This is a genomic window from Arcobacter siniprincipis (SeqCode), from assembly GCF_048571125.1.
GTDB lineage: Bacteria > Campylobacterota > Campylobacteria > Campylobacterales > Arcobacteraceae > Arcobacter > Arcobacter siniprincipis.
The window spans coordinates 1,330,723-1,351,456 of sequence record NZ_CP182343.1 but is presented as its reverse complement, the minus strand read 5'-3'; the positions used below and the strand labels follow the sequence as shown (position 1 = coordinate 1,351,456).

Genomic DNA, 20,734 nt, shown 5'->3' with positions numbered 1-20,734 from the left:
ATAAGGAATTAAATGTACAAAATGAAAAATGTTATTATTATGATTAGTATAATTTTCACTACTTTTTTAAATGCTAGTCAAGAAAATATAACCCAAGAAAGTCCAACTTTAAAAAGTATAACTCAAGAAAATGAAATTCAAAAAAATGCAATTAATGTTATCCAAGAAAAGACAACTCTTGATGAAACAGCTACTAAAAATATTATAAAGAATGATATAAATGTAAAAAATGAAATTCTACCTAACACGTATAATCCAAATGACATTTTAATTGGTTTTTATGGAAGACCATATGCTAAATCTTTAGGAATATTAGGAGAACTTAATATTGATGATCTTACTAAAAAAATGAAATTAGTAAAAAAAGAGTATGAAACAATCTCAGATGGTGTAAAAATAGTACCTACATATCATATAATAAAAGATGTAGCAACTTTAGAGTCAGGTAATGATTATGACCATATAAAACCTCTAAATGAACTTTTAATTATGAAATATATCAACAGAGCACAAAAGGAAAACTTTGCTGTTATATTAGATGTACAATTAGGAACAATGAGCCCAATGGAAGCAGTAGAACCTATTTTAAAGTTTTTAAAATATCCAAATGTTCATATTGCAATTGATCCTGAATTTAAGATTCCAAAACATAGAAAATATCCTCCAGGTAAACTAATAGGACATATTTTTGCAAAAGATGTAAATGAAGTACAAGAAGCTATGCAAAACTATATGATAGATAATCATATTGAAGGCAAAAGAATGCTTTTAATTCATATGTTTTATGAAAGAATGTTAAGAAATAAAAACTTAGTAAAAAAATATGATAGGATCAATCTTACATATAACATTGATGGACATGGAAAAGGCAGTACTAAAATAAAGATTTATAACTCTTTATACAATAAAGATGCAAATAAAATTGCCCAAGGTGGTTTTAAAATTTTCTACAAAAATGATAAAAAACCACTGATGACACCTAAACAAATTTTAGGATTAGAACCAGTAAAAGGAAGAATGATGTGGACTAAACCAAACTATATTAATTATCACTAATTATTTTTTTGTTTTAGATATTCTTCTTTTATTTTACTTGCCAATTGATGAACTGCCATGGCATAATAAGCACTTCTATTATAAGTAGTAATTACTTTGAAGTTCTTAGTTGCATACCACAGTTCATCACTATCTTTTTTCTTCAATTTTATCAAACTAACATGTTTATCATAATAAAACCTTTCAATAGGTTTTATACCAACTAAATCATTTCTATCATATGAAGTTGCATATCCAGTTTTAAACTTATCAAATCTTTTTCCCTCAAAATTAACTTCAACAGCAACTGGAGTTCCCCTTTCCCATCCACTCATTCTAAGATAATTTGCAACACTTCCAATTGCATCAGTTGGTCTGTCAAGTCTTATTTGATTATTTTCATCTAAGTCAACTGCTACTTTTTTAAAATTACTAGGCATAAATTGACAATAACCTATTGCTCCTGCAAATGAACCTTTAATCTCTTTGGGATCTATTTTTTCTTTTCTAGTCATAAGTAAATATGCTTCAAGTTCTTTTTTAAAAAAACTATTTCTTCTATTTTCTTTAAATGCTAAAGTACTTAAAGTATCAAAAGTAGGATTTTTACCCATAAAGCCACCATAATTGCTCTCAATTCCAATTATTGCAACTATATATGCACTTGGTATTTTATACTCTTTATAAGCTTTGTATAAAGCCTCATTGTTATTTTTTAAAAAATCAACTCCCGCTTGTACTTTCTTTTTTGATAAAAAATTTTTACTATAATCTGTCCAATAGTGTGTCTTATAATCTGTTTTATGAGGTTTTGTATAAAACCATAAAGAATCTTTTTGAATCATTACATCTGAAAATAAATCTGACAACTCTTTTTTATTAAATTTGTGCTCTTTTGCCATATAACTTTTAAATTCTTCGACACTTTTTATCTTATTAAAATCTTCTGCAAAAGAAAGATTCAAAAATATAAAAATAAATATAAATATAAACTTCATATTAACCTTTTTTTATTGATGTTGCAGTTAGAAATATATAATCTCTTCCTGTAATAGTGACTCTATATTTTTTCTGTTGTAAATACTTTTTACAAAATATCACATCATTAAATAAAATTGACAACTCTGAATAGTTATAATTTGGTGCCTTTGCCCCATAAATCATTTGAGTATCAATCCATCTACAATTTGGAAATCCCAAAATTATAGAACCTCTATCTTCTAAGTAATCTTGAACCAAAGACATAAAAAATGTTTTAAAATTTAATGTCGTACTTTGTAAAGTTCCTATTGATATTATCAAATCAAACTTACCTAAATCTAAATTATTTATATTATTTATATCTTCAGCTAGAAATGAAAAATTTGATTCATCAAAATTTGTTTTAGCTTTATTAATAGCAGACTCGCAAAAATCAATTCCTGTAAAGTGAGTCTTTTTATAATCACTTGAAAGTTGTTTTATAACCTCAAATTCTCCTCCACTATTAACACCTAAATTTAATACTTTTGTTTTTGAACTTATATCTACATTTTTTAAAGCATTCATATAATAATAAATGAATGAGGCTTCTTCATTTTTATTGATATTATCAAAGATTGAATTTATACCATACTTTTCACTTTGTTCACTTGAACTTTTATGAAAACTATCATCTTGGTCTAGTTTCACAAAAGATAATTTAATAAACTCTTTTGAAATAACTTGGGGAGTCTGTAATTTACAAAATAGAGCTTGTGCTAAGGAATTCCATGAATTATAACTTCGATATATATACTCCTTATTTTCTATAATAAACTTCTCTCCACTATATGCATCTAAAGAGATATCTGGATTCAAAACTTCAAACTCGTAAATAAATCTACTCTTTTTATCTTTCAAATAATTTGTACTATATTCAATTATTTCTAACATATTTTCATTTGAAAATCTTTTCATAAAACCCCTTTGTTTATACTATTTTACTAAAATAACCTTTTTAATTTATTTTAATATTTTAAATATATAATGCAAAAAAGGAAATCCATGAATAAACTAACAAATGAAGAAATAATTAATGCATTTAAAACTTTTCCAAAAGACAAATTCTCTTTAACTCTTTCAACAACAAGTAAAGACAATGAACCCCTAACAAACTACTCACCCTTTGTGGAAGATGATAATAAATTTTATGTTGTTATGAGTTCTGCCCTACCCCATTATAAAAATATCGAAGACACTTTAAAAGCTCATGTTTTTTTAATAGAAGACGAAAAAGATGCTTCTCATATTTATGCTAGAAAAAGATTATATTTTTCTGCCTCATGTAAAATAGTTGAAGGTGAAAAATATTTTGAATTATTTGATAAAAGATATGGAGATAATCTTTCATTTATTAGAAAAATGAAAGATTTTAAAATAGTTGAACTAACTCCAAAAGATAAATCTTTAGTTTTAGGTTTTGGAGCTGCTTATTTGATGAATGAAGAGGGAAAACTAATAGAAAAGAATATATCTCATAAATAAATAAAAATCTACTATTTTTCTAAATAGTAGGCTTTTATAATTATTCCTTTACTTAACTTTTTAGATTTAACATAATAATTTACAGGAGTTAAAATAACATCATCTTTTAAAACATCTCTTATATAAAAAGATGTTTCTAAAACTCTTTGTCTTGAGAATCCTCTTATAATATACTCTTTTAGTGTATCACTTGCATTTTCTAAATTAGCTTTTTTTATTATCTCTTTATCATCAGGAGATATTACGGCTGTAACTTCTAGTTTAAAACTATCTTTGTTTTTTGCTAAAAAGTCTTTTAGTGTTTTTTTACACTCATTTGGAAAAGTTGCAATACCCACTTTAAAATCATAACATTTGTAAATTTCATACTTGTTTGAATTAAAGTAATTTTTTAATTGCTTATCATCAAGAGGTTTTGCAGGAACCATTTTTTCTGTTACTATTTCTTTTATTATCTCTTTTGGTTCACTCTTTTTATAAACAACTACTTCTTTTACAGCAGGTTTACTCATAAACAAATATGCTGCAAAAATTATCAAAAGAATAGCAATAAAAGAAAAAAGATATATAATTATATTTATAGAACTTTTTTTGTTTACTTTTAAATCTTCCATTCTTCTTTTATTTAGAAGTGCTAATTTTTCAGCACTTATCTCCTCAACTTCAATTTCAAAATTTGTTAAATCTTCTGTTGGATTTTCTTCTAATTTATTTGATTCTTTTTCTATTAGGTCATCTTTGTTCTCATCAATAATTTCCTCATTTATTTTATCAATATTTTCAGATTCCTTTGTTTCATCATCTATATCATCTTGTTTAACTTCTTCTTCAACAATAAGTTCGCTTTTTACACTTTCTTTTTCACTCTTTGCTTCCAATTTTTCTTTTAGTTTTTTCTCTATTTCTTCTTGTGTTAAACTTTCACCAAGAGCAGCTTTTAGTTTTTCGATTTCTAATATTCTTTTTTCCATCTTAGACCTTATTTTTCATCACTAATATTTTCTTCTTTATAATGCTTTTTATGATTCATCTTATCTAAAAATGCAGATGTTAAGATAGAACCAGGTATTGCGTAAAAAGCTATTCCAAATACACTTAAAAATGTAGCTAATATTCTCCCAAAACCTGTTATTGGATACATATCTCCATATCCAACAGTTGTAAATGTTATTACTGACCACCAAAGAGAATCAAACATACTTTTATATACTGTAGGTTGGGCATCGTGTTCTGCAAAATATACTAAAGGTGATATTGTAAATAATATTATAACAGAAGCTATTAAAATAAATATAAACTCCTCTTTTTTTTCTTTTACTATTTGAGCCAATATATTATCAAATTCTATAAATTTTCCTAGTCTAAAAAGTTTGAAAATTCTTAAAACTCTCAAAGTTCTAAGAAATGCCAAATCTATATTTAAAAAAGGGAAAAAAGATAAATAAAAAGGTAATAAGACTAACAAATCAATAATCATAAAAGGAGAAAAAATGTACTTCATTCTTTTTTTCTTATTATCATAATTTATACAATATATTCTTGCAATATATTCTAGAGTAAAAAGTCCAATACTAAATATATTTATATAATTTAATATATGCATATATCCTTTTAAAGACTCTTCTGTTTCTAGAAATAATATCAAAATACTAGCAAATATATTTATATAAATAATTGCTTGAACAAACATTCCATATTTATGATTTGCTGGTCTTTCAAGAATAAAATACAAATTCCTTTTAAATTCCATTATTAATCCTCTTTTATAAATTCTTGTCCAGGTTTCCAATCAATATATACTGAATCTTTCACTTCAAAATGTGGAGCTTTTATAAAAACTGCCTTAAAAGGCTTTTCGCTTTCATTTATAAACATATGTGATTCACCTAGATCACATTGTAAATAATCACCTTTTTTAATTACAACTTTTACTCCATCAAGATAAACACTACATTCACCTTCTAAAACAAAAAAAGACTCTTCTTGTTTTGTGTGTTTGTGACAGGGATGTTCTTCTCCTACACCAATTACAACAACTCCCATATCTACCATAGGACCTTTTGTTAAATATTTTGGTCCATGTGTTCCAAATCTATATTCATGTTCATTTTCGTTTGTTAATTTCATCTATACTCCTGGTGCTTTCCACATAGAATTAGTTAATCCATTATCAACTAATTCCAATTGTTTATTATAAATTTTTATCCACTTTTCTTTTATATCATCATATATCTTTTTATTTTCAAGGTTTGGTAAATACTCTTTATCCCAAACAACTAATTCTTTTGAAGCTAAACTAAGTGTCTCAAAAATACCAGCACCTACACCTGCTGCCATTGCTGCTCCAAGTGCCGTAGCTTCTGTCACTTTTGGTATTTTAATTTTACAACCAGTTACATCTGCTAGTATTTGAGGCCAAAGTTTTCCCCTACTAGCTCCACCTGCAAATACTATTTCTTCAAATTTTAGATTTGTAAAAGCTTCTACTTTTTCCAAATTAATTGAAGAGACTATACAGGCATTTTCTTCTAATGCTCTAAACATAGATGCCTTATTACAAATATTTGAATCAATACTTAAATTTATAAAAGAAGGTGCTGCATGGTACCATTTACCATACTTCATAGAATCAGAAAAAATAGGCATGATTTCATATGAACCAATAGGAACATCTTTTGCTTTTTCTTCAAGTACTTCATAAACATCAATATTTTTTTCTTTTGCTTCAAGTTTTTCCATATCACAAAAAGCATCCCTAAACCATCTCATAATAAGTCCAGAAAAAAAGGTAATCCCTTCTGCTTGTGATTGATTTGGAATAACATGGGGATTGACTCTTAAACTCATATTTGATGGAGGATAAATATCAGATGATATATTTACAATTTGTTGCCAAAAAGAACCACCAAGAACTGCTACTTGTCCAACTTCTACAACTCCTAATCCAGCAGAGCCTAATTGAACATCTCCTCCACCCATTACGACTTTTGTATTATTTGAAAGTCCTGTTTCTTTTGAAGCTTTTTCATTAACCAATCCAATAATAGTCCCTACTTCATAACAAGGAGGAAAGATATCATCTTTTAGTCCAATTTTTAAAGCTTGATTACAATCCCAAGTTCTCTTAAGAAGTGAAAATATACCAGTAGTTCCTGCATTGCTTGGGTCACTTGCAATTACACCACTTAATTTTGCTAAAATCCAATCACCTATCATAGAGATTTTTGCTACTTTTTCATAAACTTTAGGTCTATTATTCTTAAGCCATAAGATTCGAGGAAGTGCGCCTAATGCAAAAGTTTGTCCTGAAGTATGATAAAACTCTTCTTCTATACCTTCAAAATGTTTTTTTAAGTACTTAACCTCTTCACCTGCTCTTGCATCAACATTTGCCACACCCCAAAGCTCATTTCCATCTTTATCATATAAAACAATACCTTCTCTCATACTTGTAGAACTAAGGGCTAAAATATCATTTGGATTTATTTGTGATTTTTCAATTGCTTCTTTTATACAATCAATACATAGTTGCCAGTTTGTAGTAAAATCAAAGCTCATACTGTATTTAACACCTTCATCTTCTAAATGCGTCCATTCCCTTTGACCTACACTTATTTGATTTCCATTAGTATCAAAAATAACCGCCCGAACGCTACCTGTTCCTGCATCAATGGCCATTAAATATTTCAATATGCTCTCCAATTAGAATAAAATTAACAATTGTCATTTATAATTATAAATAATATTATAAAAAATTTTATTTCTTTAATTACTTGATTATATCATATAATTATAATAAACAAATTATTAACTTTAAGTCTATTTAAAGAATAAATAAGCAAAAAGGATTTATTATACTTACAAGATGTTGTTGTTACTTTTATGTAATAAATCTCTAATATAATCACTAGTTATATAAAATTTAGGAGAAAAGATGAAAAAATTAGCCCTTTTAGCTGTTGCTACAACTGCTTTACTTAGTAGTAATTTATTTGCCAATGATACACTTAAAATCCTTACATGGAAAGGATATGCACCCCAAGCCTTAGTGGATAAATTTGAAAAAGAAACAGGCATAAATGTTGAACTTACATATTCAAATAATGAAGAGATGATTGCAAAATTAAGAGCAACAAGAGGCGCAGGATTTGACCTAGCCCAACCTTCTCAAGATAGAATAAGTTCAGTACAAGCAAAATATAAAATCTATATGCCAATAGATTATTCAAAAATCACAACAGCAAATGTTGTTCCATCTATGTTAACTGCTGTTAAAAACAATACAAAAGTAAAAGGTGAATCATATGCAGTACCTTTTTGTTATGGAACTTCTGGTTTAATAGTTAATAAAAAGTTAGCTCCTGATGCAAAAGATTATAGTGATTTATTAAATCCTAAATATAAAGGAAAAATCTCTTATAGATTAAAAAGACCAACTTTAATTGCTGTTGCATTTGGAAAAGGAGTTGATCCCTTTAAAAAATATTCTGATATAGCGGCTTACTCTTCTTTAATGAATACAGTTGAAAAAGATTTAATTGCAGCAAAACCTTTAGTACATAACTATTGGGCAAATGGAGATGCACTTTTAAGTATGTTAAGAAGTGGAGAAGTTACTGTTGCCATGGGATGGGACGGTGGTGGTTGGAAACTACACAAAGAAAACCCAGACATTGATTTTGTTGCCCCAAAAAGTGGAGCATTAGGTTGGATTGATACTTTTGCTATTCCTTCAAAAGCTAAAAATATTAATGGTGCTTATAAATGGATTAACTTTATGCTAAAACCAGAAAATGCAGCTTATTTTACAAATGACCAAGGTTATGGTACAGCTTCTAATGGAGCAATTAAATTATTAGATCCTGAGAAAAGAGATAACTTTGAGAGAACATTTAGTAATGAAGATATTGAAAATATAAACTGGTATCCTCCTGTACCTGCTAAATTAGAAAAAATAGAGGGTAGAACCTTAGATTTAGTAAAATCTGCACAATAAACAATAAGGGAAGTTCATACTCCCTTATTATAGGAAAATCAATGGAAAATATTTTAGACATAAAAGAATTAAAAAAAACTTTTGGAAAGTACAAAGCTGTAAATGGAGTAAACTTCCAAGTAGAAGAAGGGAAGTTTTTTTCAATTCTAGGACCATCTGGTTGTGGTAAAACTACTCTTCTTAGAATGATTGCTGGATTTTTAGAGCCAAGTTCAGGAAATATACTTATCAACAATAATGAAATGGTAGGAATACCACCAAATAAAAGACCTGTAAATCTTGTTTTTCAAAATTTAGCACTATTTCCTATGATGAATGTCAAAGAAAATGTAGCCTTTGGTTTAAAAAGACAAAATGTTCCTAAAAAAGAGATAGAAAAAAAAGTCAAATCTATGTTAGAAAGAGTTCACTTAAGCGATTACTTAAATCACAATGTACAAGAACTTTCTGGTGGACAAAAACAAAGAGTTGCCATAGCTAGATCACTTGTACTTTCACCTTCAATTTTGCTTTTAGATGAGCCTTTAGGAGCTTTAGATTTGAAGCTTAGGGAACAGATGAAAATAGAGTTAAAAAAACTTCAAAATGAAATTGGTACAACATTTATTTATATAACTCACGATCAATCAGAAGCATTAGTTATGAGTGATAAAGTTGCAGTTATGAATAAAGGACAATTAGAACAAATAGATACTCCTCAAAATCTATACTCAAATCCGAAGACTAGTTTTGTAGCATCTTTTGTGGGTGAAACAAATAAATTTGAAGCTTACAAAGAAAATGAAAACTCAGTTAAAACAAAAGAAGGTCTTAACTTTTTAGCAGAATTTATAGATAAAGATATACAAAAAGATTGTACTTTATTTGTAAGACCAGAGGCTATTGCCCTATTTCCAAAAATTGGAGAAAAAGATATGAACTATTTTGACTTAAAGGTAAAAACAATACTTTTTGATGGTTCAAATACAAAAATATTAGCAAGTTTTTTAGATAATAATCATGAAATAATGGTCTCTCTTCCTCAAAATAGAGAGTTTACTCATATTCAAAAAAATGACATAGTAAAAGCTGGTGTTCATTTAGAAGATTGTAAGTGTTATAAATCATGAAAAAGCACATTAAATTAGGATTTTTGATATTCTTTATTCCAGTATTTTTATGGCTTTTTTTACTTATAATTTTGCCTCAAATTGATCTGTTACTTATGTCACTAAAAGTAGAAAATGATGTTGGTGATATGGTTTGGAGTTTTAGTAATTACAATGCGTTTTTTAAAGAAAGTATATATTGGTATACTTTTGTAAGAACTGCTACATACTCTATTCTTGTGACATTTTTAACTTTTGTAGTGACCTTTCCCATTGCATTTTATATCACAAAAGTTGTTTCACCTAAATATAAAGGATTTTTGACAATACTTCTTTTGATGCCATTTTGGGTAAGTGAACTTGTGCGTGTTTATGGCTGGATGATTTTACTTAGGGAAAGTGGAGTTATAAACTATTATTTAATGCAATTTGGAATAATAGATAAACCCATTGAAATGCTTTATAATGATGTAAGTATGATAATGGGACTTGTTTATACTTCAATGCTATTTATGATAGTTCCACTTATCTCTGCACTTGAAGGTATGGATGATAGTTATATTGAAGCAGCTTTAGATTTGGGTGCTTCAAAGTTTGTAATCTTTTTCAAAATAATTATTCCCTATGCAGCACCTGGAATTGTATCTGGATCTATAGTTGTATTTATGTTAACACTTGGTAATTATTTAACTCCAAATCTAATGGGTGGGAAAAATTCACTTTGGTTTACAGAACAAATTTATAACCAATTTATTGCAAGTTTCAATTGGAATCAAGGTGCTTCTTTTGGATTCTTACTTTTGATTTTATCTTCACTTATTATTTGGATTGCTTTAAAAATTTCTAAACAAAATCTTTCAAAGGCTCTATCATGATAAGGTCATTGCCAAGAAGCAAAAAGTATAATTTTGCCTTTTTACTTTATATAACTTTGTTTTATGTTTTTTTATTTGCACCTTTAGTTATTACTTGTATTTTGGCATTTAATAATTCTGATTTTCCAACTTTACCTTGGAAAGGATTTTCCCTTGATTGGTTTTTGTCAGATACAAGGGATAGACTTGGATTATTTCATGATGAAAACAGTTTGCAAAGTATTTTTATAAGTATTCAAACTGCTTTTTTTGTATCTATTTTTTCTTTGATTATGGGAACAATGGGAGCATTTTTATTTGAAAGGGAAGAGTTCAAGTTTAAACAAGCTTTTTATTTTCTAGCACTTCTTCCCTTAGTAATTCCAGGAGTAATACTTGGTATTTCATTACTTCTAGCAACAAATAGTGCAGGAACATATATAGAAGATACTTTTGGATTGGATATTAGTATTTTAAGACCTAGTTTTTGGTTAGTTATTGTTGGACAATTTTCCTTTATCTCTACTTTTGTTTTATTAGTGGTTTCTGCAAGACTTAAAAAATTTGATGATTCCTTATCAGATGCTGCTTTAAACTTAGGAGCTACAAAACTTGAAACTATCAGGTATATTATTTTGCCATTTTTAAAACCAGCTCTTATAGGAGCTGGTGCTGTTGCCTTTTTAATGAGTTTTGAAAACTTTAATACTACCTTATTTTTAGTGGGTTCAGATACTACTTTACCAATAAATTTATATCTACAAGTTAGAGATGGAAGTACTCCAATTATAAATGCAATTTCATTTTTACTAATAGTTACAACATCAATTTTGGCAGTTTTAAACTTACTACTTACAAAAAAAGAGGTCAAATAAATGAACTTTTGGGATAATTTTGGAAAAGATGAACAACTCCTCATAGCTCACAGAGGTTTAAGGTCTTTGAGAGCTGAAAACACAATGGCAGCATTTAAACAAGTAATTGGAAAATACCAAATAGTAGAATTTGATGTTACTTTTACAAAAGATGGCATTGCTATAATTATTCATGATGATACATTAGAGCGAACAAGTAATGTAAAAGAGTTCAAAGAGTTTAAAAAGCCTTATAAAGTTGCAGATTATACTTATGAGCAATTGTTAAAACTTGATTTCTCTTCTTGGTTTATAAAAACCCCCCCCTTTAAAACTATAAAAGAAAATAAAGTCTCAATTGAAGATTTAAAAAAAGAGAAAATAGAAAAAATACCAACACTAAAAGAGGTCTTATTATTTTTAAAACAAAATAATATCTTTGCAAATATTGAAATAAAAGATTTAGAAAATACAAACTTTCATGAAATAGCAGCAAAAGAAGTATTAAAAATAGTTGATGAAACCAAGATGCAAAACAAAGTGATAATATCTTCTTTTAATCATGTTTATTTAAAACAAATACATGATATAAATCCCTCAATCGAAACAGCAGCATTACAAGAAAAAGAACATCCAAAAGACTTGATAAATTATTTAAAAAGTTTAAATGTAAAAAACTATAATTGTGATTTTGAAATTACAGATGAAGCTTTAGTTAAAAAGTTAAATGATGAAGGATTTTATGTAAATGTTTATACATTAAATCAAAAAGAAGATATTGAAAAACTCTTTAAATGGGGAGTAAAATCTATTTTTACAGACTATTAAAATAAGAAGTATTAAACTTCTTATTTTTTCAACTTAGCTTGCTCTAGTTCCCAATATTCCATTTCGAAACTATCTTTTTCACTTATACTTACAAAGCCACCTAATTTTTGAGCTCTTAAAACAGCTTTAATAGTATGAGTTACAATATCGTTTATAATATTTGCTTCTTTCTCATTTTTTCCAAAAGATACAACTCCAAAATCTTTTATTACTGCATAATTTGGGGCAGGATTTAAACAAATCTCATCTTTTGCATACCTTTCAAAATATATTTTATATTGTTTTTTATACTCTTCTATCGCACTTTTTATATCATTATCTTCTAAAACTAAAGGCACTTTTTTTGTTCTAATAATGTGCTCAGGAGTTAAAACTCCTTTTGTAACATTTTCTTTTAGATTTGTTTGAGAAGCATAATATAAAGCCTCTTTATCTTGATTTACTTTTAAAGCTATATCATAACCTTTTTCTTTAGAAAGAGTAGTTATAAGTTCAGTTAAATCTACTTCCTTAGCTTCTAAAGTTGGTATTTCAAGTTTTGCATTATCTTCCAAAAAGTTCTCTGCTAAAGTAACAGCAGATATCATTTTGTCATAAGATTTTTTTGCATCATCATCAAAAGTAAAAATTCCATGATTATGTAAAATAATTCCATCACTATTTTCCCAATCATAGTTCTTAGTCATATCATAAATAGTACGTGCTAGTATAAAACCAGGCATAACATAAGGGATAATTAAAAAGTTTGGAAAAACTTTTTTAATATTTTCTATTCCATTTGTATTATTTGATATAGTTACAACAGCATCTGCGTGTGTATGATCTACAAATTTAAAAGGAATAATTGCATGCAAGATTGCTTCAACCGAAGGATTTGGCGCACTTTTATCAATCATCGCTGCTTTTTGTTGTGATACCATATCACTATCACTTAAACTATCAAGCTTTGCCATTTCAATTAAAGTATCAAGTTTAACAGGTGCAAATCCCTCTTTTTCAATACTTACTAAGTCCCAACCACTTCCTTTTACATAAAGAATATCTTCACCGCTTACTTTTGATTTTACAGAAGTATTACCTCCTCCATGAAGAACAAGTTCATCACTTCGACCTAATAAGTTTGAAGTAAAAACTCTTAATTCTAAATCACTTTTATACTTTTGTGCATCTTCATCTGTCCATAAATTTTTCAAAATTTTACCTTAAATTATTTCTAAATCATCACTGTATTTATCTTTACAGTATGGTTCAAAATTTGCTTTATAGTATTTATAGTGTTCTGTAGTTTTGTGTCCATTTAATGCTTCTTCATCTTCCCAAGCTTCAACAACTACAAATTTTGCTGGATTTTCTTTTAATTGATAAATTTCGTATGATAAACAACCTTTCTCATTTTTAGAAGGCTCAACCATAGTTTTTAATAAATCTTTCATCTCTTTAATAGAATCATCATTTGCAATAAATGTAACTTTTTTTATAATATTCATAATATCTCCATTTTTTAGTTAATAGTTTTCATTTTATTATATTTTGACTTAATAATTAAAACTGATTTTTAAGATTGCTTTTTTATTAAAAATAGTTATAATACTATATCAAATAAAGGAGTTTATATGATTAAGTTATTAGGAATACTTGTAATTACATTTCTTTCATTAAATGCAGCAAGTTTTAATTGGGAAAAAGATTATGCTACTGCTATGAAGAAGGCAAAAGAACAAAATAAACCTATTTTTGTGATGGTTAGCTCGCCAACTTGTCCAGAATGTAATTATATGAAAAAACATATTTTTGTAAAAGATGAAGTAAAAGATTTCGTAAATAAAAATTTTATTTCATATCAATTTGACATAAATGATACAGATATACCAAAGCAGATGCAATTTTGGGGTATACCAAGATTTTATTTTACAAAAGATGGGGAAAATGTATATAAAAAAGCTATGGGTGGAATGAAGGAAGGCAAATTTATGGCACTTTTAAAGGAGAATAAAAAATGAAAAAACTATTACTTTTAATTTTTAGTTTCACATTTCTTTTCTCATATGATGCAGTACAACTTGAAAAATTTAAAAAAACACTTGTTTGCGAAGATTGTGATTTAACTGATGCGAAATTAACAAGTATGAATTTACAAAATGCAAATTTTGCAGGTTCTGATTTATCAGGAGCAGATTTATCTAAGTCAAACTTTTCAAAATCCTCTTTTTGGGGAACAAAGCTTGAAGATGTCAAAGGAATAGATTCAAATTTTTTTCAGAGTAATTTTGAAAATGCAACTATAAAGAACTCTACTTTTGATAGAAGTAATTTCAAAGGTGCCAATATGAAATTAACAGAAATAAAAGATGTCTCTTTTAAAGAATCAAATCTCTGGGGTGTTAGATTTGATGAAGCATCAATTGATAATGTAAACTTTTCTTCTTCAAGAATTGCAGATGCTAGATTTATTGATTTAGATTTGTTAAGTTCTGATTTAAGTGATACTTTAGCATTTGGTGCTGTTTTTGAAAGAGTGAATTTATTACAAAAAGATTGTGATTATTTAAAAAGTGAAGAAGCAAAATTTAAAGATGCCGACTGCCAATAAAAGATACTTTAAAGTATCTTTTATAGTTGTGATTCAATTAATTTTTGTAAATTTTCACCGCTAAGTTCTTGAAGAAGCATTCCGTTTACAAAAAATGAAGGAGTTCCTCTCACATTTAAAACCCTTGCATCATCTAAGTCTTGTTCAATAATTTTATCATACATGATATTATCCATGCTTATTGATAGTTTTTTCATATCAAGTATATTTGACTTTTCTAAAACAATCCATAACTTTCTAGGATCCACACCATGTCCATCCAACCATTGATTTTGTGTAGCAAACATCAATTCTAAAGTCTCATTAAAAAGATTTTGTTCTCTTGCCCCTTCTAACATTTTTACTGTATAGTTAGAATTTTCATGAAAAGGTGCATATCTTAGAACTAATTTAATATCATCTTTATGCTTTTTAATTAAATCTTTAACAAAAGGATAATAATAAGCACAAGTTCCACAAGCTGGATCAAAAAATTCTACTAATTGAACTTTTGCATCTTTTGGTCCTATTACTAAAGAATAATCCCTTTGAAAAAGCTCTGCTTTTCCATTTGCAACTTTTGTAAATTCATTGGCTTTATTTTGTTTATAAAAATATCCACCTACAAGAAATAATCCAATTAATACGATTAGTATTATTAAAACTGTTTTTTTATTCTGCATTTCTACTCCTAGTGTATGTATTTTAATATCTATATATTAATAGAATATAAATATTTATTTTTAAAAATCAAAATTATACTAATAAAACCTTATTTTAAATAAAATAATTTATTATAGGAGTTAAAATGCAAATATTTGATCCAATTGAATATAAAAATATGGTTAAACAGTACCAAGAAGAAGATAGACCACTAGATTGGTTTGATACCATTTATAAAAATGCAAAGGGAGATTATAAAAAAGTATTTTGGGCTGACTTGGAAGCAAGTCCTTATTTAATAAATTGGTTAAATAAAAATAAAATCAATAAACAAGCCCCAAAAGCTGTTGTAATAGGTTGTGGTGTTGGTGATGATGCAGAAGCATTAAGCGACTTTGGATTTGAGGTTACTGCATTTGATATAGCTCCAACTGCAATCGAACTTTGTAAAAAAAGATATCCAAATACAAAAGTTAATTATCTTGTTGCAAATTTATTTGAATATGATAAAGCATGGCTTGGAAACTTTGATTTAGTATATGAATGTAATACAATACAAGTTTTACCAGGTGATTATAGAAGTAAAGCTAGAGTTGCTATTTCAAATTTATTAAATATAGGAGGATATGTACTTGTCTCTTGTAGAAGTAGAAAAGAGAATAAAAACTTAGATGAGATACCTTTACCTTTGGATAAAAAAGAAATAAATCAATTTGTATTAAGTGATGGATTAGAAGAGATTAGTTTTTTAGCATATGATGATAATCAAAAACCTTCTGTTCCTCATTTTTTTGCAGTATATAAAAGAGTAAAATGATAAAAAAAATACTTAAAATTATTAAATCAATTTTCATAAAAGAGAAGACTTTCCCCTGCATTGTATGGGATGGGAAGAAAATGAGTTACCCAAACTTAACAAATACGCAGATAAAAGAGATAGAAGAACTCCCTAAATATGAGGGTTGGAGAGTAATGATTAATGAAAATGTAATATAATATTAAATTTTTTTTAATAATACTTGCATTTAATTTTTATTTTAGCTATACTGTTTTTTATGAAGATGGTTTCGAGTTTCATCTTTGGCTTTTTTTATTGAAAACTATTTACAAGTACACAGATAATCTACCATGAAAGAACACTCAAATTTATATTTTCTACCACTTTAGCAATAAAGTATATTTAAACAACAAAGGAAACTGCATGGCAGATTTAGTAAACGGAACAGTAAAATGGTTCAACAGTGAAAAAGGTTTTGGATTTATCGAACAAGAAAACGGTGGTAAAGATGTATTCGTACATTATAGACAAATTAACAGTACTGGATACGGTAGAGTATCTTTAAACGAAGGTCAAAAAGTAACTTTCGAAGTAGCTGAAGGTCAAAAAGGTCCACAAGCTGAAAATGTAACTGCTTTATAATAATAAAGTTATTTACAATAAAAAAGGTTAGTCAAAATGACTAACCTTTTTTTATGCCTAATTTTTAAAACATAATTAAGAAATTTTTAATATTAACATATAATTTAAATAAATACCATACATTTATGTTACTTTATGATACATTATTCTTATATTATAAATAAAATCTTAATTTTAGTTGAGTTATACATCTTTTGTACACTTTATTTACATATACTCCTGCTTCAATTAAGATTTAAAGGGGAAGAAATGAATTTTGAGACTGCAGATTTATGCGATGATAACAGAGACAAAGAGATCCAAGTATTATCAAATGAATATAAAAATTATGGGGGATTAAAAAAATGTGCTGGACAGATAGTAACAATTAAACTTGATAAAAGTAATTGGGAATTATTAGAGATGCTAAGAGATGAAAATGGAAAAGGTAAAGTTGTAGTAGTTGAGAATGCAAGATATTTTTATGGAGTAGTTGGAGATAAATTAATGGATTTTGCTAAAAATAACAATTGGCAAGCTATTATTATCAATGGATATGTAAGAGATATAGCTTATACAAAAGATATAGATGTTGCTTTATATGCCATAGGGACTTGTCCATTAAGAAATTTTGATAAAACAAATTCTTCAAGAGGTGACCAATTAAGTTTTGGGGGAGTTACTTTCCATGAGGGTGACTATTTATATGCCGATTTAGATGGTGTAATAGTTTCAAGAGAAAAATTAATCTAATATTATAAGTAGAGGTAAAAACTCTACTTAACCTACAGCTACTATTCTATATCTTTTTTATCTCAAAATAATATATTAAACAGTAAATGTTACCAAAATGTAACTAGACATTTTATATACAGTTTGTAATAATTATCTAACAAATTCATGATATAATGAAATTATGAAAGAAAAAATATATGTAGTAGATACAAACATTATTCTACAAAACCTACAAAACCTGTATAAAGTCAGTGATAATGGTTCTAATGTAATAGTTGTGCCTGAAACTGTTTTATTTGAGCTTGAGGACAAAAAAAAGTTACCAAATGAACTTGGTTTTTACTCAAGAGAGTTTGCTAGACTTCTAGCTAAAATGAAAATCAAAGAAGTAGATCATAGAAGTAAATTCAAAGTTGTAAAATACTTTAGTGATGATCTTCAACTACATGTTATTGCAAAAGATAAATATGATTCAGAAATAGAACAAGTTCATTTAAGTGAAAGTAATGACAAAAGAATCATTGAAGTCGCAGCAATCGCACAACAGTACTATAAAGGTGCTCAAACAATATTTTTATCAATTGACATTTATGCAAGAACTTTTGCTCAGTTCAAAGGAATAAAAGCTGAGACTCTACATGATGATAAATCTGTTGTTCCTAAATTCCAATTTGTAAAAACAATTGAAGTTGACTCATCAAAATTTAACTCACTTGATGGAAAACCAATAACTAGCTTTGATGATAAATATACTTTTGAAAATTTCTCTTATGAATTTAGTAGTGAAGATGGAAATAAAGAGTATGCAATTATTATAAATAAAATAATAAATGTATTAAGTGAGAGTGATTTTAAAGCCTTACAAGTAAAACCTGTAAATCTAAAACAAAAATTATTTTCAAAAGCTATTGTTTCTAATATGTATGATTTATTGGTTATAGATGCAAAAGCTGGAAGTGGTAAAACATTGATGTCAATTGCAAGTGCAATGAGACTTATTGACTTAGGACTTTATGATAAAATAGTATATGTAAGAAACTCTATTGAATCACTTGACAAAGGTGCTGATATTGGGTTTTTATCAGGTAATGATGAGAAATTTCGTATTTATAATATGGCTTTAACTGATACTTTAGAATTTATTGCGAAAAAGCAGTTAAAAAAATCAGAAAACAAAGAGAATAAAGAGTCTATTGATAGTAAAATCTCTGAACTGACATCTAAATATTGTATTGAAACTTTATGGCCAGGAGAAGCTAGAGGAAGAACACTTAGTTCTGCTATTGTTATTATGGATGAGTGGCAAAATTCAAGTGAAAAGACTACTCAACTTATACTTTCAAGACTTGATGAAAGCTGTATGGCAATTGTGATTGGGTCAAATAGACAAATTGATAACTTATATTTAAATAAATACAACAATGGTCTAACTACCCTTTTAAAACAGACAAACTTTGAACATGATGAAGTTAAGATGTTTGCAATTGAGTTAGAAAAAGCAGTAAGAGGTAAATTTGCAGAATTTACTGAACGTATATTTGAAAATAAGAAAAACTAAATATGAGTTAAGATTAATAAATGAAAATATGATATTATCTAGTTGTAAAGAAATTGATGAAATAAAAAACTAGAATTAAAAAGCCATGTTGGAAAAAGAAAGTTAGTCTAGTTATATATCCGGTATCTGGAATTTCAAATTTCCAGCCTTAAGCTCCAACGCCAACACTTACTAATCTTGATACAAGACTTGTGAGCTGGTTTTTAGTATATGAATTTGGATACCTTGTTCACACTACTGGGATAAGTGGTTTATCTAAAAAAGTAGTAGCTCCAATATATGATAAACTTTTGGGGATACTCTTTCCTAGTTTGAAGTTTTAAGATATGGAAATTTATTGTCTGTATATACTTCATAGAACTATTATAATATTTTACGTAAACACCATGTCACGGATTAAATCCCATAAAATAATTCTTTTATTTTTAAATATCCATTAGTAATTTATTTATTTTTAATTTTTTAAATTCTATAATTCGAAATGTTTCGAATTGTAGAATAAATATATTTGATAAATAAAAAGTAAAAGTGTATAATTAGATATGTCAAAATATCAAATACCAAAAGATGATGAATCAATAAATAAAGCAGCTAAAATGTTTAAAGCTTTATCAAATCCTTATCGTCTAAAAATATACGTTACTTTAGTTGCTTCTTACAAAGGTAAGATAATTGATGAAAGTGAAGAGGAAACTCTAAATTGTCAAAGAGAGTTTGCAAACCTCTTAGGCTTAGCCAATTCTACTACTTCTCATCACTTTAAAGAATTAAAAGAAGCTGGTCTTATCCATACTGAAAGAAAAGGTAAAAATGTCCTTTTTTGGGTTGATTCAGATTCTATAAAAGTAATGGAGCAATTTTTTATCATTTAATATATTTTTATTCTTATCTTTGAACTAATTAAAATAAAGGTAAAAAATGAAAAAAATCACGATAAATCCTAAAAACCTCTATGATTGTACATCTTTTGGTATGTCTCAAGTAGTTGTTGATCCAGATACTAAATTTGTATTTATTTCTGGACAAGTTGATTGGAGTCTTGAGTTTAAAGTATCAAGCAACACACTTTTAGGTCAAACAATAAGTGTCTTAGAAAAGTTAAAAATAGCACTTGAAGAGGCAAATAGTTCAATTGAAAATATACTTCAACTAAGAATTTATATTAAGGGTGATGTAAGTACTCATATGGAGAGTTTAATTCCTGTATTAACAGATTTTTTAGGTGATTCATATCCTGCATTAACGGGTATTGGAGTAGAATCTCTAGCTGCCCCTGATCTATTAGTAGAGATTGAAACAATATCTAAACAAAAATAAAACATTATACATCCTAAAGTTAAGATGTTTGTAATTGAATTAGAAAAAGCAGTAAGAGGTAAATTTGCAGAATTTACTGAACGTATATTTGAAAATAAGAAAAACTAAATATGAGTTAAGAGAATTGTTCTATTTTTTAGAACAACCCTCTTCTCCACAACCACAACCACCATTTTTTTTAAATGTTTTTCTTAAAATGTATGCTAAAGCTACTATAACGATTGAAAAAATTAATAAATCTTGCATTGAGTATCCTAATTGATAATAAGTATTAATATAGTATTCTATAATTATATTTATAAATTTGTAATTAAATTGAAATTAATTTGTAAC

At 27.3% G+C, this 20,734-nt stretch carries 25 protein-coding genes; 15 read left to right on the top strand and 10 right to left on the bottom strand.

Annotation, left to right across the window (positions count from 1 at the left end):
- Positions 1-12: 12 nt before the first annotated feature.
- Complete coding sequence (locus tag ACNI3D_RS06915; RefSeq protein ID WP_419768755.1) at positions 13-1,056, top strand: hypothetical protein; 1,044 nt, start codon at positions 13-15, stop codon at positions 1,054-1,056.
- Here ACNI3D_RS06915 and ACNI3D_RS06910 read toward each other — a convergent pair.
- Positions 1,053-2,033 carry a lytic murein transglycosylase gene (locus ACNI3D_RS06910; protein WP_129099809.1) on the bottom strand — a complete coding sequence of 327 codons (981 nt, stop codon included), beginning with the start codon at positions 2,031-2,033 and terminating at the stop codon, positions 1,053-1,055. The two genes, ACNI3D_RS06915 and ACNI3D_RS06910, sit on opposite strands and share 4 nt — an antisense overlap.
- Before the next feature lies 1 nt (position 2,034).
- Positions 2,035-2,973: a methyltransferase domain-containing protein gene (locus tag ACNI3D_RS06905; protein ID WP_419768754.1), complete on the bottom strand. Its 939-nt coding sequence runs from the start codon at positions 2,971-2,973 to the stop codon at positions 2,035-2,037.
- 87 nt (positions 2,974-3,060) lie between these two features.
- Here ACNI3D_RS06905 and ACNI3D_RS06900 point away from each other — a divergent pair, with 87 nt between their 5' ends.
- On the top strand, positions 3,061-3,540 hold the full coding sequence (locus ACNI3D_RS06900; RefSeq protein ID WP_419768753.1) for a pyridoxamine 5'-phosphate oxidase family protein: 480 nt from the start codon (positions 3,061-3,063) through the stop codon (positions 3,538-3,540).
- Between the two features lie 11 nt (positions 3,541-3,551).
- On the opposite strand, the gene ACNI3D_RS06895 is transcribed toward ACNI3D_RS06900, so the two are convergent.
- Genes ACNI3D_RS06895 through lsrK form a run of 4 tightly spaced genes read right to left on the bottom strand, consistent with a single transcriptional unit; the run spans position 3,552 to position 7,230 of the window.
- A complete protein-coding gene (locus ACNI3D_RS06895) occupies positions 3,552-4,511 on the bottom strand; it encodes a hypothetical protein (RefSeq protein ID WP_419768752.1) in 960 nt (319 codons plus the stop codon).
- An 8-nt stretch (positions 4,512-4,519) separates the two neighbouring features.
- On the bottom strand, positions 4,520-5,290 hold the full coding sequence (locus ACNI3D_RS06890) for an ion transporter (protein WP_129099805.1): 771 nt from the start codon (positions 5,288-5,290) through the stop codon (positions 4,520-4,522).
- A 2-nt stretch (positions 5,291-5,292) separates the two neighbouring features.
- Positions 5,293-5,667, bottom strand: coding sequence for a cupin domain-containing protein (locus ACNI3D_RS06885; protein ID WP_419768751.1), 375 nt, complete (start codon positions 5,665-5,667; stop codon positions 5,293-5,295).
- Positions 5,668-7,230 carry an autoinducer-2 kinase gene (gene lsrK / locus ACNI3D_RS06880; RefSeq protein ID WP_419768750.1) on the bottom strand — a complete coding sequence of 521 codons (1,563 nt, stop codon included), beginning with the start codon at positions 7,228-7,230 and terminating at the stop codon, positions 5,668-5,670.
- A gap of 244 nt (positions 7,231-7,474) precedes the next feature.
- Here lsrK and ACNI3D_RS06875 point away from each other — a divergent pair, with 244 nt between their 5' ends.
- The 5 genes from ACNI3D_RS06875 to ACNI3D_RS06855 are packed head-to-tail and all read left to right on the top strand — an operon-like array spanning position 7,475 to position 12,160.
- Positions 7,475-8,536 carry an extracellular solute-binding protein gene (locus ACNI3D_RS06875; protein ID WP_419768749.1) on the top strand — a complete coding sequence of 354 codons (1,062 nt, stop codon included), beginning with the start codon at positions 7,475-7,477 and terminating at the stop codon, positions 8,534-8,536.
- 41 nt (positions 8,537-8,577) lie between these two features.
- Positions 8,578-9,645 carry an ABC transporter ATP-binding protein gene (locus ACNI3D_RS06870; RefSeq protein ID WP_419768748.1) on the top strand — a complete coding sequence of 356 codons (1,068 nt, stop codon included), beginning with the start codon at positions 8,578-8,580 and terminating at the stop codon, positions 9,643-9,645.
- Positions 9,642-10,499, top strand: coding sequence for an ABC transporter permease (locus ACNI3D_RS06865; protein ID WP_419768747.1), 858 nt, complete (start codon positions 9,642-9,644; stop codon positions 10,497-10,499). Before ACNI3D_RS06870 ends, ACNI3D_RS06865 begins: the two co-directional genes overlap by 4 nt.
- Positions 10,496-11,353 carry an ABC transporter permease gene (locus tag ACNI3D_RS06860; protein ID WP_419768746.1) on the top strand — a complete coding sequence of 286 codons (858 nt, stop codon included), beginning with the start codon at positions 10,496-10,498 and terminating at the stop codon, positions 11,351-11,353. Before ACNI3D_RS06865 ends, ACNI3D_RS06860 begins: the two co-directional genes overlap by 4 nt.
- On the top strand, positions 11,354-12,160 hold the full coding sequence (locus ACNI3D_RS06855) for a glycerophosphodiester phosphodiesterase (protein WP_419768745.1): 807 nt from the start codon (positions 11,354-11,356) through the stop codon (positions 12,158-12,160).
- Between the two features lie 20 nt (positions 12,161-12,180).
- On the opposite strand, the gene ACNI3D_RS06850 is transcribed toward ACNI3D_RS06855, so the two are convergent.
- Together ACNI3D_RS06850 and ACNI3D_RS06845 are read right to left on the bottom strand one after the other, a co-directional pair.
- Entirely contained in the window at positions 12,181-13,353 is a 1,173-nt protein-coding gene (locus ACNI3D_RS06850) for a class II aldolase/adducin family protein (RefSeq protein WP_419768744.1), read from the bottom strand.
- A 9-nt stretch (positions 13,354-13,362) separates the two neighbouring features.
- Positions 13,363-13,647, bottom strand: a complete 285-nt coding sequence (locus ACNI3D_RS06845) for a putative quinol monooxygenase (protein WP_013135115.1) — start codon at positions 13,645-13,647, stop codon at positions 13,363-13,365.
- A 126-nt stretch (positions 13,648-13,773) separates the two neighbouring features.
- Between ACNI3D_RS06845 and ACNI3D_RS06840 the strand changes: the two genes are divergently transcribed.
- Together ACNI3D_RS06840 and ACNI3D_RS06835 are read left to right on the top strand one after the other, a co-directional pair.
- Positions 13,774-14,160 carry a thioredoxin family protein gene (locus ACNI3D_RS06840; protein ID WP_419768743.1) on the top strand — a complete coding sequence of 129 codons (387 nt, stop codon included), beginning with the start codon at positions 13,774-13,776 and terminating at the stop codon, positions 14,158-14,160.
- Positions 14,157-14,750: a pentapeptide repeat-containing protein gene (locus tag ACNI3D_RS06835; RefSeq protein WP_419768742.1), complete on the top strand. Its 594-nt coding sequence runs from the start codon at positions 14,157-14,159 to the stop codon at positions 14,748-14,750. The genes ACNI3D_RS06840 and ACNI3D_RS06835 overlap by 4 nt, the downstream gene beginning before the upstream one ends.
- 20 nt (positions 14,751-14,770) lie before the next feature.
- Here ACNI3D_RS06835 and ACNI3D_RS06830 read toward each other — a convergent pair whose 3' ends face one another.
- Positions 14,771-15,412 (bottom strand): DsbA family protein, encoded by a 642-nt coding sequence (locus ACNI3D_RS06830; RefSeq protein ID WP_419768741.1) that lies wholly within the window; start codon positions 15,410-15,412, stop codon positions 14,771-14,773.
- Positions 15,413-15,537: 125 nt separating this feature from the next.
- Here ACNI3D_RS06830 and ACNI3D_RS06825 point away from each other — a divergent pair, with 125 nt between their 5' ends.
- The 6 genes from ACNI3D_RS06825 (at position 15,538) to ACNI3D_RS06800 (ending at position 20,401) form a co-directional block, all read left to right on the top strand.
- Positions 15,538-16,209 carry a class I SAM-dependent methyltransferase gene (locus ACNI3D_RS06825; protein WP_419768740.1) on the top strand — a complete coding sequence of 224 codons (672 nt, stop codon included), beginning with the start codon at positions 15,538-15,540 and terminating at the stop codon, positions 16,207-16,209.
- 384 nt (positions 16,210-16,593) lie between these two features.
- Positions 16,594-16,812 (top strand): cold-shock protein, encoded by a 219-nt coding sequence (locus ACNI3D_RS06820; RefSeq protein WP_013135109.1) that lies wholly within the window; start codon positions 16,594-16,596, stop codon positions 16,810-16,812.
- 249 nt (positions 16,813-17,061) lie between these two features.
- Positions 17,062-17,544, top strand: a complete 483-nt coding sequence (locus ACNI3D_RS06815; protein WP_375723382.1) for an RraA family protein — start codon at positions 17,062-17,064, stop codon at positions 17,542-17,544.
- A 163-nt stretch (positions 17,545-17,707) separates the two neighbouring features.
- Positions 17,708-19,084 carry a PhoH family protein gene (locus ACNI3D_RS06810; RefSeq protein ID WP_419768739.1) on the top strand — a complete coding sequence of 459 codons (1,377 nt, stop codon included), beginning with the start codon at positions 17,708-17,710 and terminating at the stop codon, positions 19,082-19,084.
- Positions 19,085-19,626: 542 nt separating this feature from the next.
- The gene (locus ACNI3D_RS06805; protein ID WP_419768738.1) at positions 19,627-19,956 is read left to right on the top strand and encodes an ArsR/SmtB family transcription factor; all 330 of its coding nucleotides are present in this window, start codon (positions 19,627-19,629) and stop codon (positions 19,954-19,956) included.
- 46 nt (positions 19,957-20,002) lie between these two features.
- Complete coding sequence (locus ACNI3D_RS06800) at positions 20,003-20,401, top strand: RidA family protein (RefSeq protein ID WP_419768737.1); 399 nt, start codon at positions 20,003-20,005, stop codon at positions 20,399-20,401.
- A 129-nt stretch (positions 20,402-20,530) separates the two neighbouring features.
- Here ACNI3D_RS06800 and ACNI3D_RS06795 read toward each other — a convergent pair whose 3' ends face one another.
- Positions 20,531-20,647, bottom strand: coding sequence for a FeoB-associated Cys-rich membrane protein (locus ACNI3D_RS06795; RefSeq protein ID WP_419768736.1), 117 nt, complete (start codon positions 20,645-20,647; stop codon positions 20,531-20,533).
- Between the last annotated feature and the right edge of the window lie 87 nt (positions 20,648-20,734).

Bases quoted from the DNA above. Each gene is read 5' to 3' on its own strand.
- ACNI3D_RS06915 (WP_419768755.1), top strand. From the start codon at position 13: ATGTACAAAATGAAAAATGTTATTATTATGATTAGTATAATTTTCACT.
- ACNI3D_RS06910 (WP_129099809.1), bottom strand. From the start codon at position 2,033: ATGAAGTTTATATTTATATTTATTTTTATATTTTTGAATCTTTCTTTT.
- ACNI3D_RS06905 (WP_419768754.1), bottom strand. From the start codon at position 2,973: ATGAAAAGATTTTCAAATGAAAATATGTTAGAAATAATTGAATATAGT.
- ACNI3D_RS06900 (WP_419768753.1), top strand. From the start codon at position 3,061: ATGAATAAACTAACAAATGAAGAAATAATTAATGCATTTAAAACTTTT.
- ACNI3D_RS06895 (WP_419768752.1), bottom strand. From the start codon at position 4,511: ATGGAAAAAAGAATATTAGAAATCGAAAAACTAAAAGCTGCTCTTGGT.
- ACNI3D_RS06890 (WP_129099805.1), bottom strand. From the start codon at position 5,290: ATGGAATTTAAAAGGAATTTGTATTTTATTCTTGAAAGACCAGCAAAT.
- ACNI3D_RS06885 (WP_419768751.1), bottom strand. From the start codon at position 5,667: ATGAAATTAACAAACGAAAATGAACATGAATATAGATTTGGAACACAT.
- ACNI3D_RS06875 (WP_419768749.1), top strand. From the start codon at position 7,475: ATGAAAAAATTAGCCCTTTTAGCTGTTGCTACAACTGCTTTACTTAGT.
- ACNI3D_RS06870 (WP_419768748.1), top strand. From the start codon at position 8,578: ATGGAAAATATTTTAGACATAAAAGAATTAAAAAAAACTTTTGGAAAG.
- ACNI3D_RS06865 (WP_419768747.1), top strand. From the start codon at position 9,642: ATGAAAAAGCACATTAAATTAGGATTTTTGATATTCTTTATTCCAGTA.
- ACNI3D_RS06860 (WP_419768746.1), top strand. From the start codon at position 10,496: ATGATAAGGTCATTGCCAAGAAGCAAAAAGTATAATTTTGCCTTTTTA.
- ACNI3D_RS06855 (WP_419768745.1), top strand. From the start codon at position 11,354: ATGAACTTTTGGGATAATTTTGGAAAAGATGAACAACTCCTCATAGCT.
- ACNI3D_RS06845 (WP_013135115.1), bottom strand. From the start codon at position 13,647: ATGAATATTATAAAAAAAGTTACATTTATTGCAAATGATGATTCTATT.
- ACNI3D_RS06840 (WP_419768743.1), top strand. From the start codon at position 13,774: ATGATTAAGTTATTAGGAATACTTGTAATTACATTTCTTTCATTAAAT.
- ACNI3D_RS06835 (WP_419768742.1), top strand. From the start codon at position 14,157: ATGAAAAAACTATTACTTTTAATTTTTAGTTTCACATTTCTTTTCTCA.
- ACNI3D_RS06830 (WP_419768741.1), bottom strand. From the start codon at position 15,412: ATGCAGAATAAAAAAACAGTTTTAATAATACTAATCGTATTAATTGGA.
- ACNI3D_RS06825 (WP_419768740.1), top strand. From the start codon at position 15,538: ATGCAAATATTTGATCCAATTGAATATAAAAATATGGTTAAACAGTAC.
- ACNI3D_RS06820 (WP_013135109.1), top strand. From the start codon at position 16,594: ATGGCAGATTTAGTAAACGGAACAGTAAAATGGTTCAACAGTGAAAAA.
- ACNI3D_RS06815 (WP_375723382.1), top strand. From the start codon at position 17,062: ATGAATTTTGAGACTGCAGATTTATGCGATGATAACAGAGACAAAGAG.
- ACNI3D_RS06810 (WP_419768739.1), top strand. From the start codon at position 17,708: ATGAAAGAAAAAATATATGTAGTAGATACAAACATTATTCTACAAAAC.
- ACNI3D_RS06805 (WP_419768738.1), top strand. From the start codon at position 19,627: ATGTCAAAATATCAAATACCAAAAGATGATGAATCAATAAATAAAGCA.
- ACNI3D_RS06800 (WP_419768737.1), top strand. From the start codon at position 20,003: ATGAAAAAAATCACGATAAATCCTAAAAACCTCTATGATTGTACATCT.
- ACNI3D_RS06795 (WP_419768736.1), bottom strand. From the start codon at position 20,647: ATGCAAGATTTATTAATTTTTTCAATCGTTATAGTAGCTTTAGCATAC.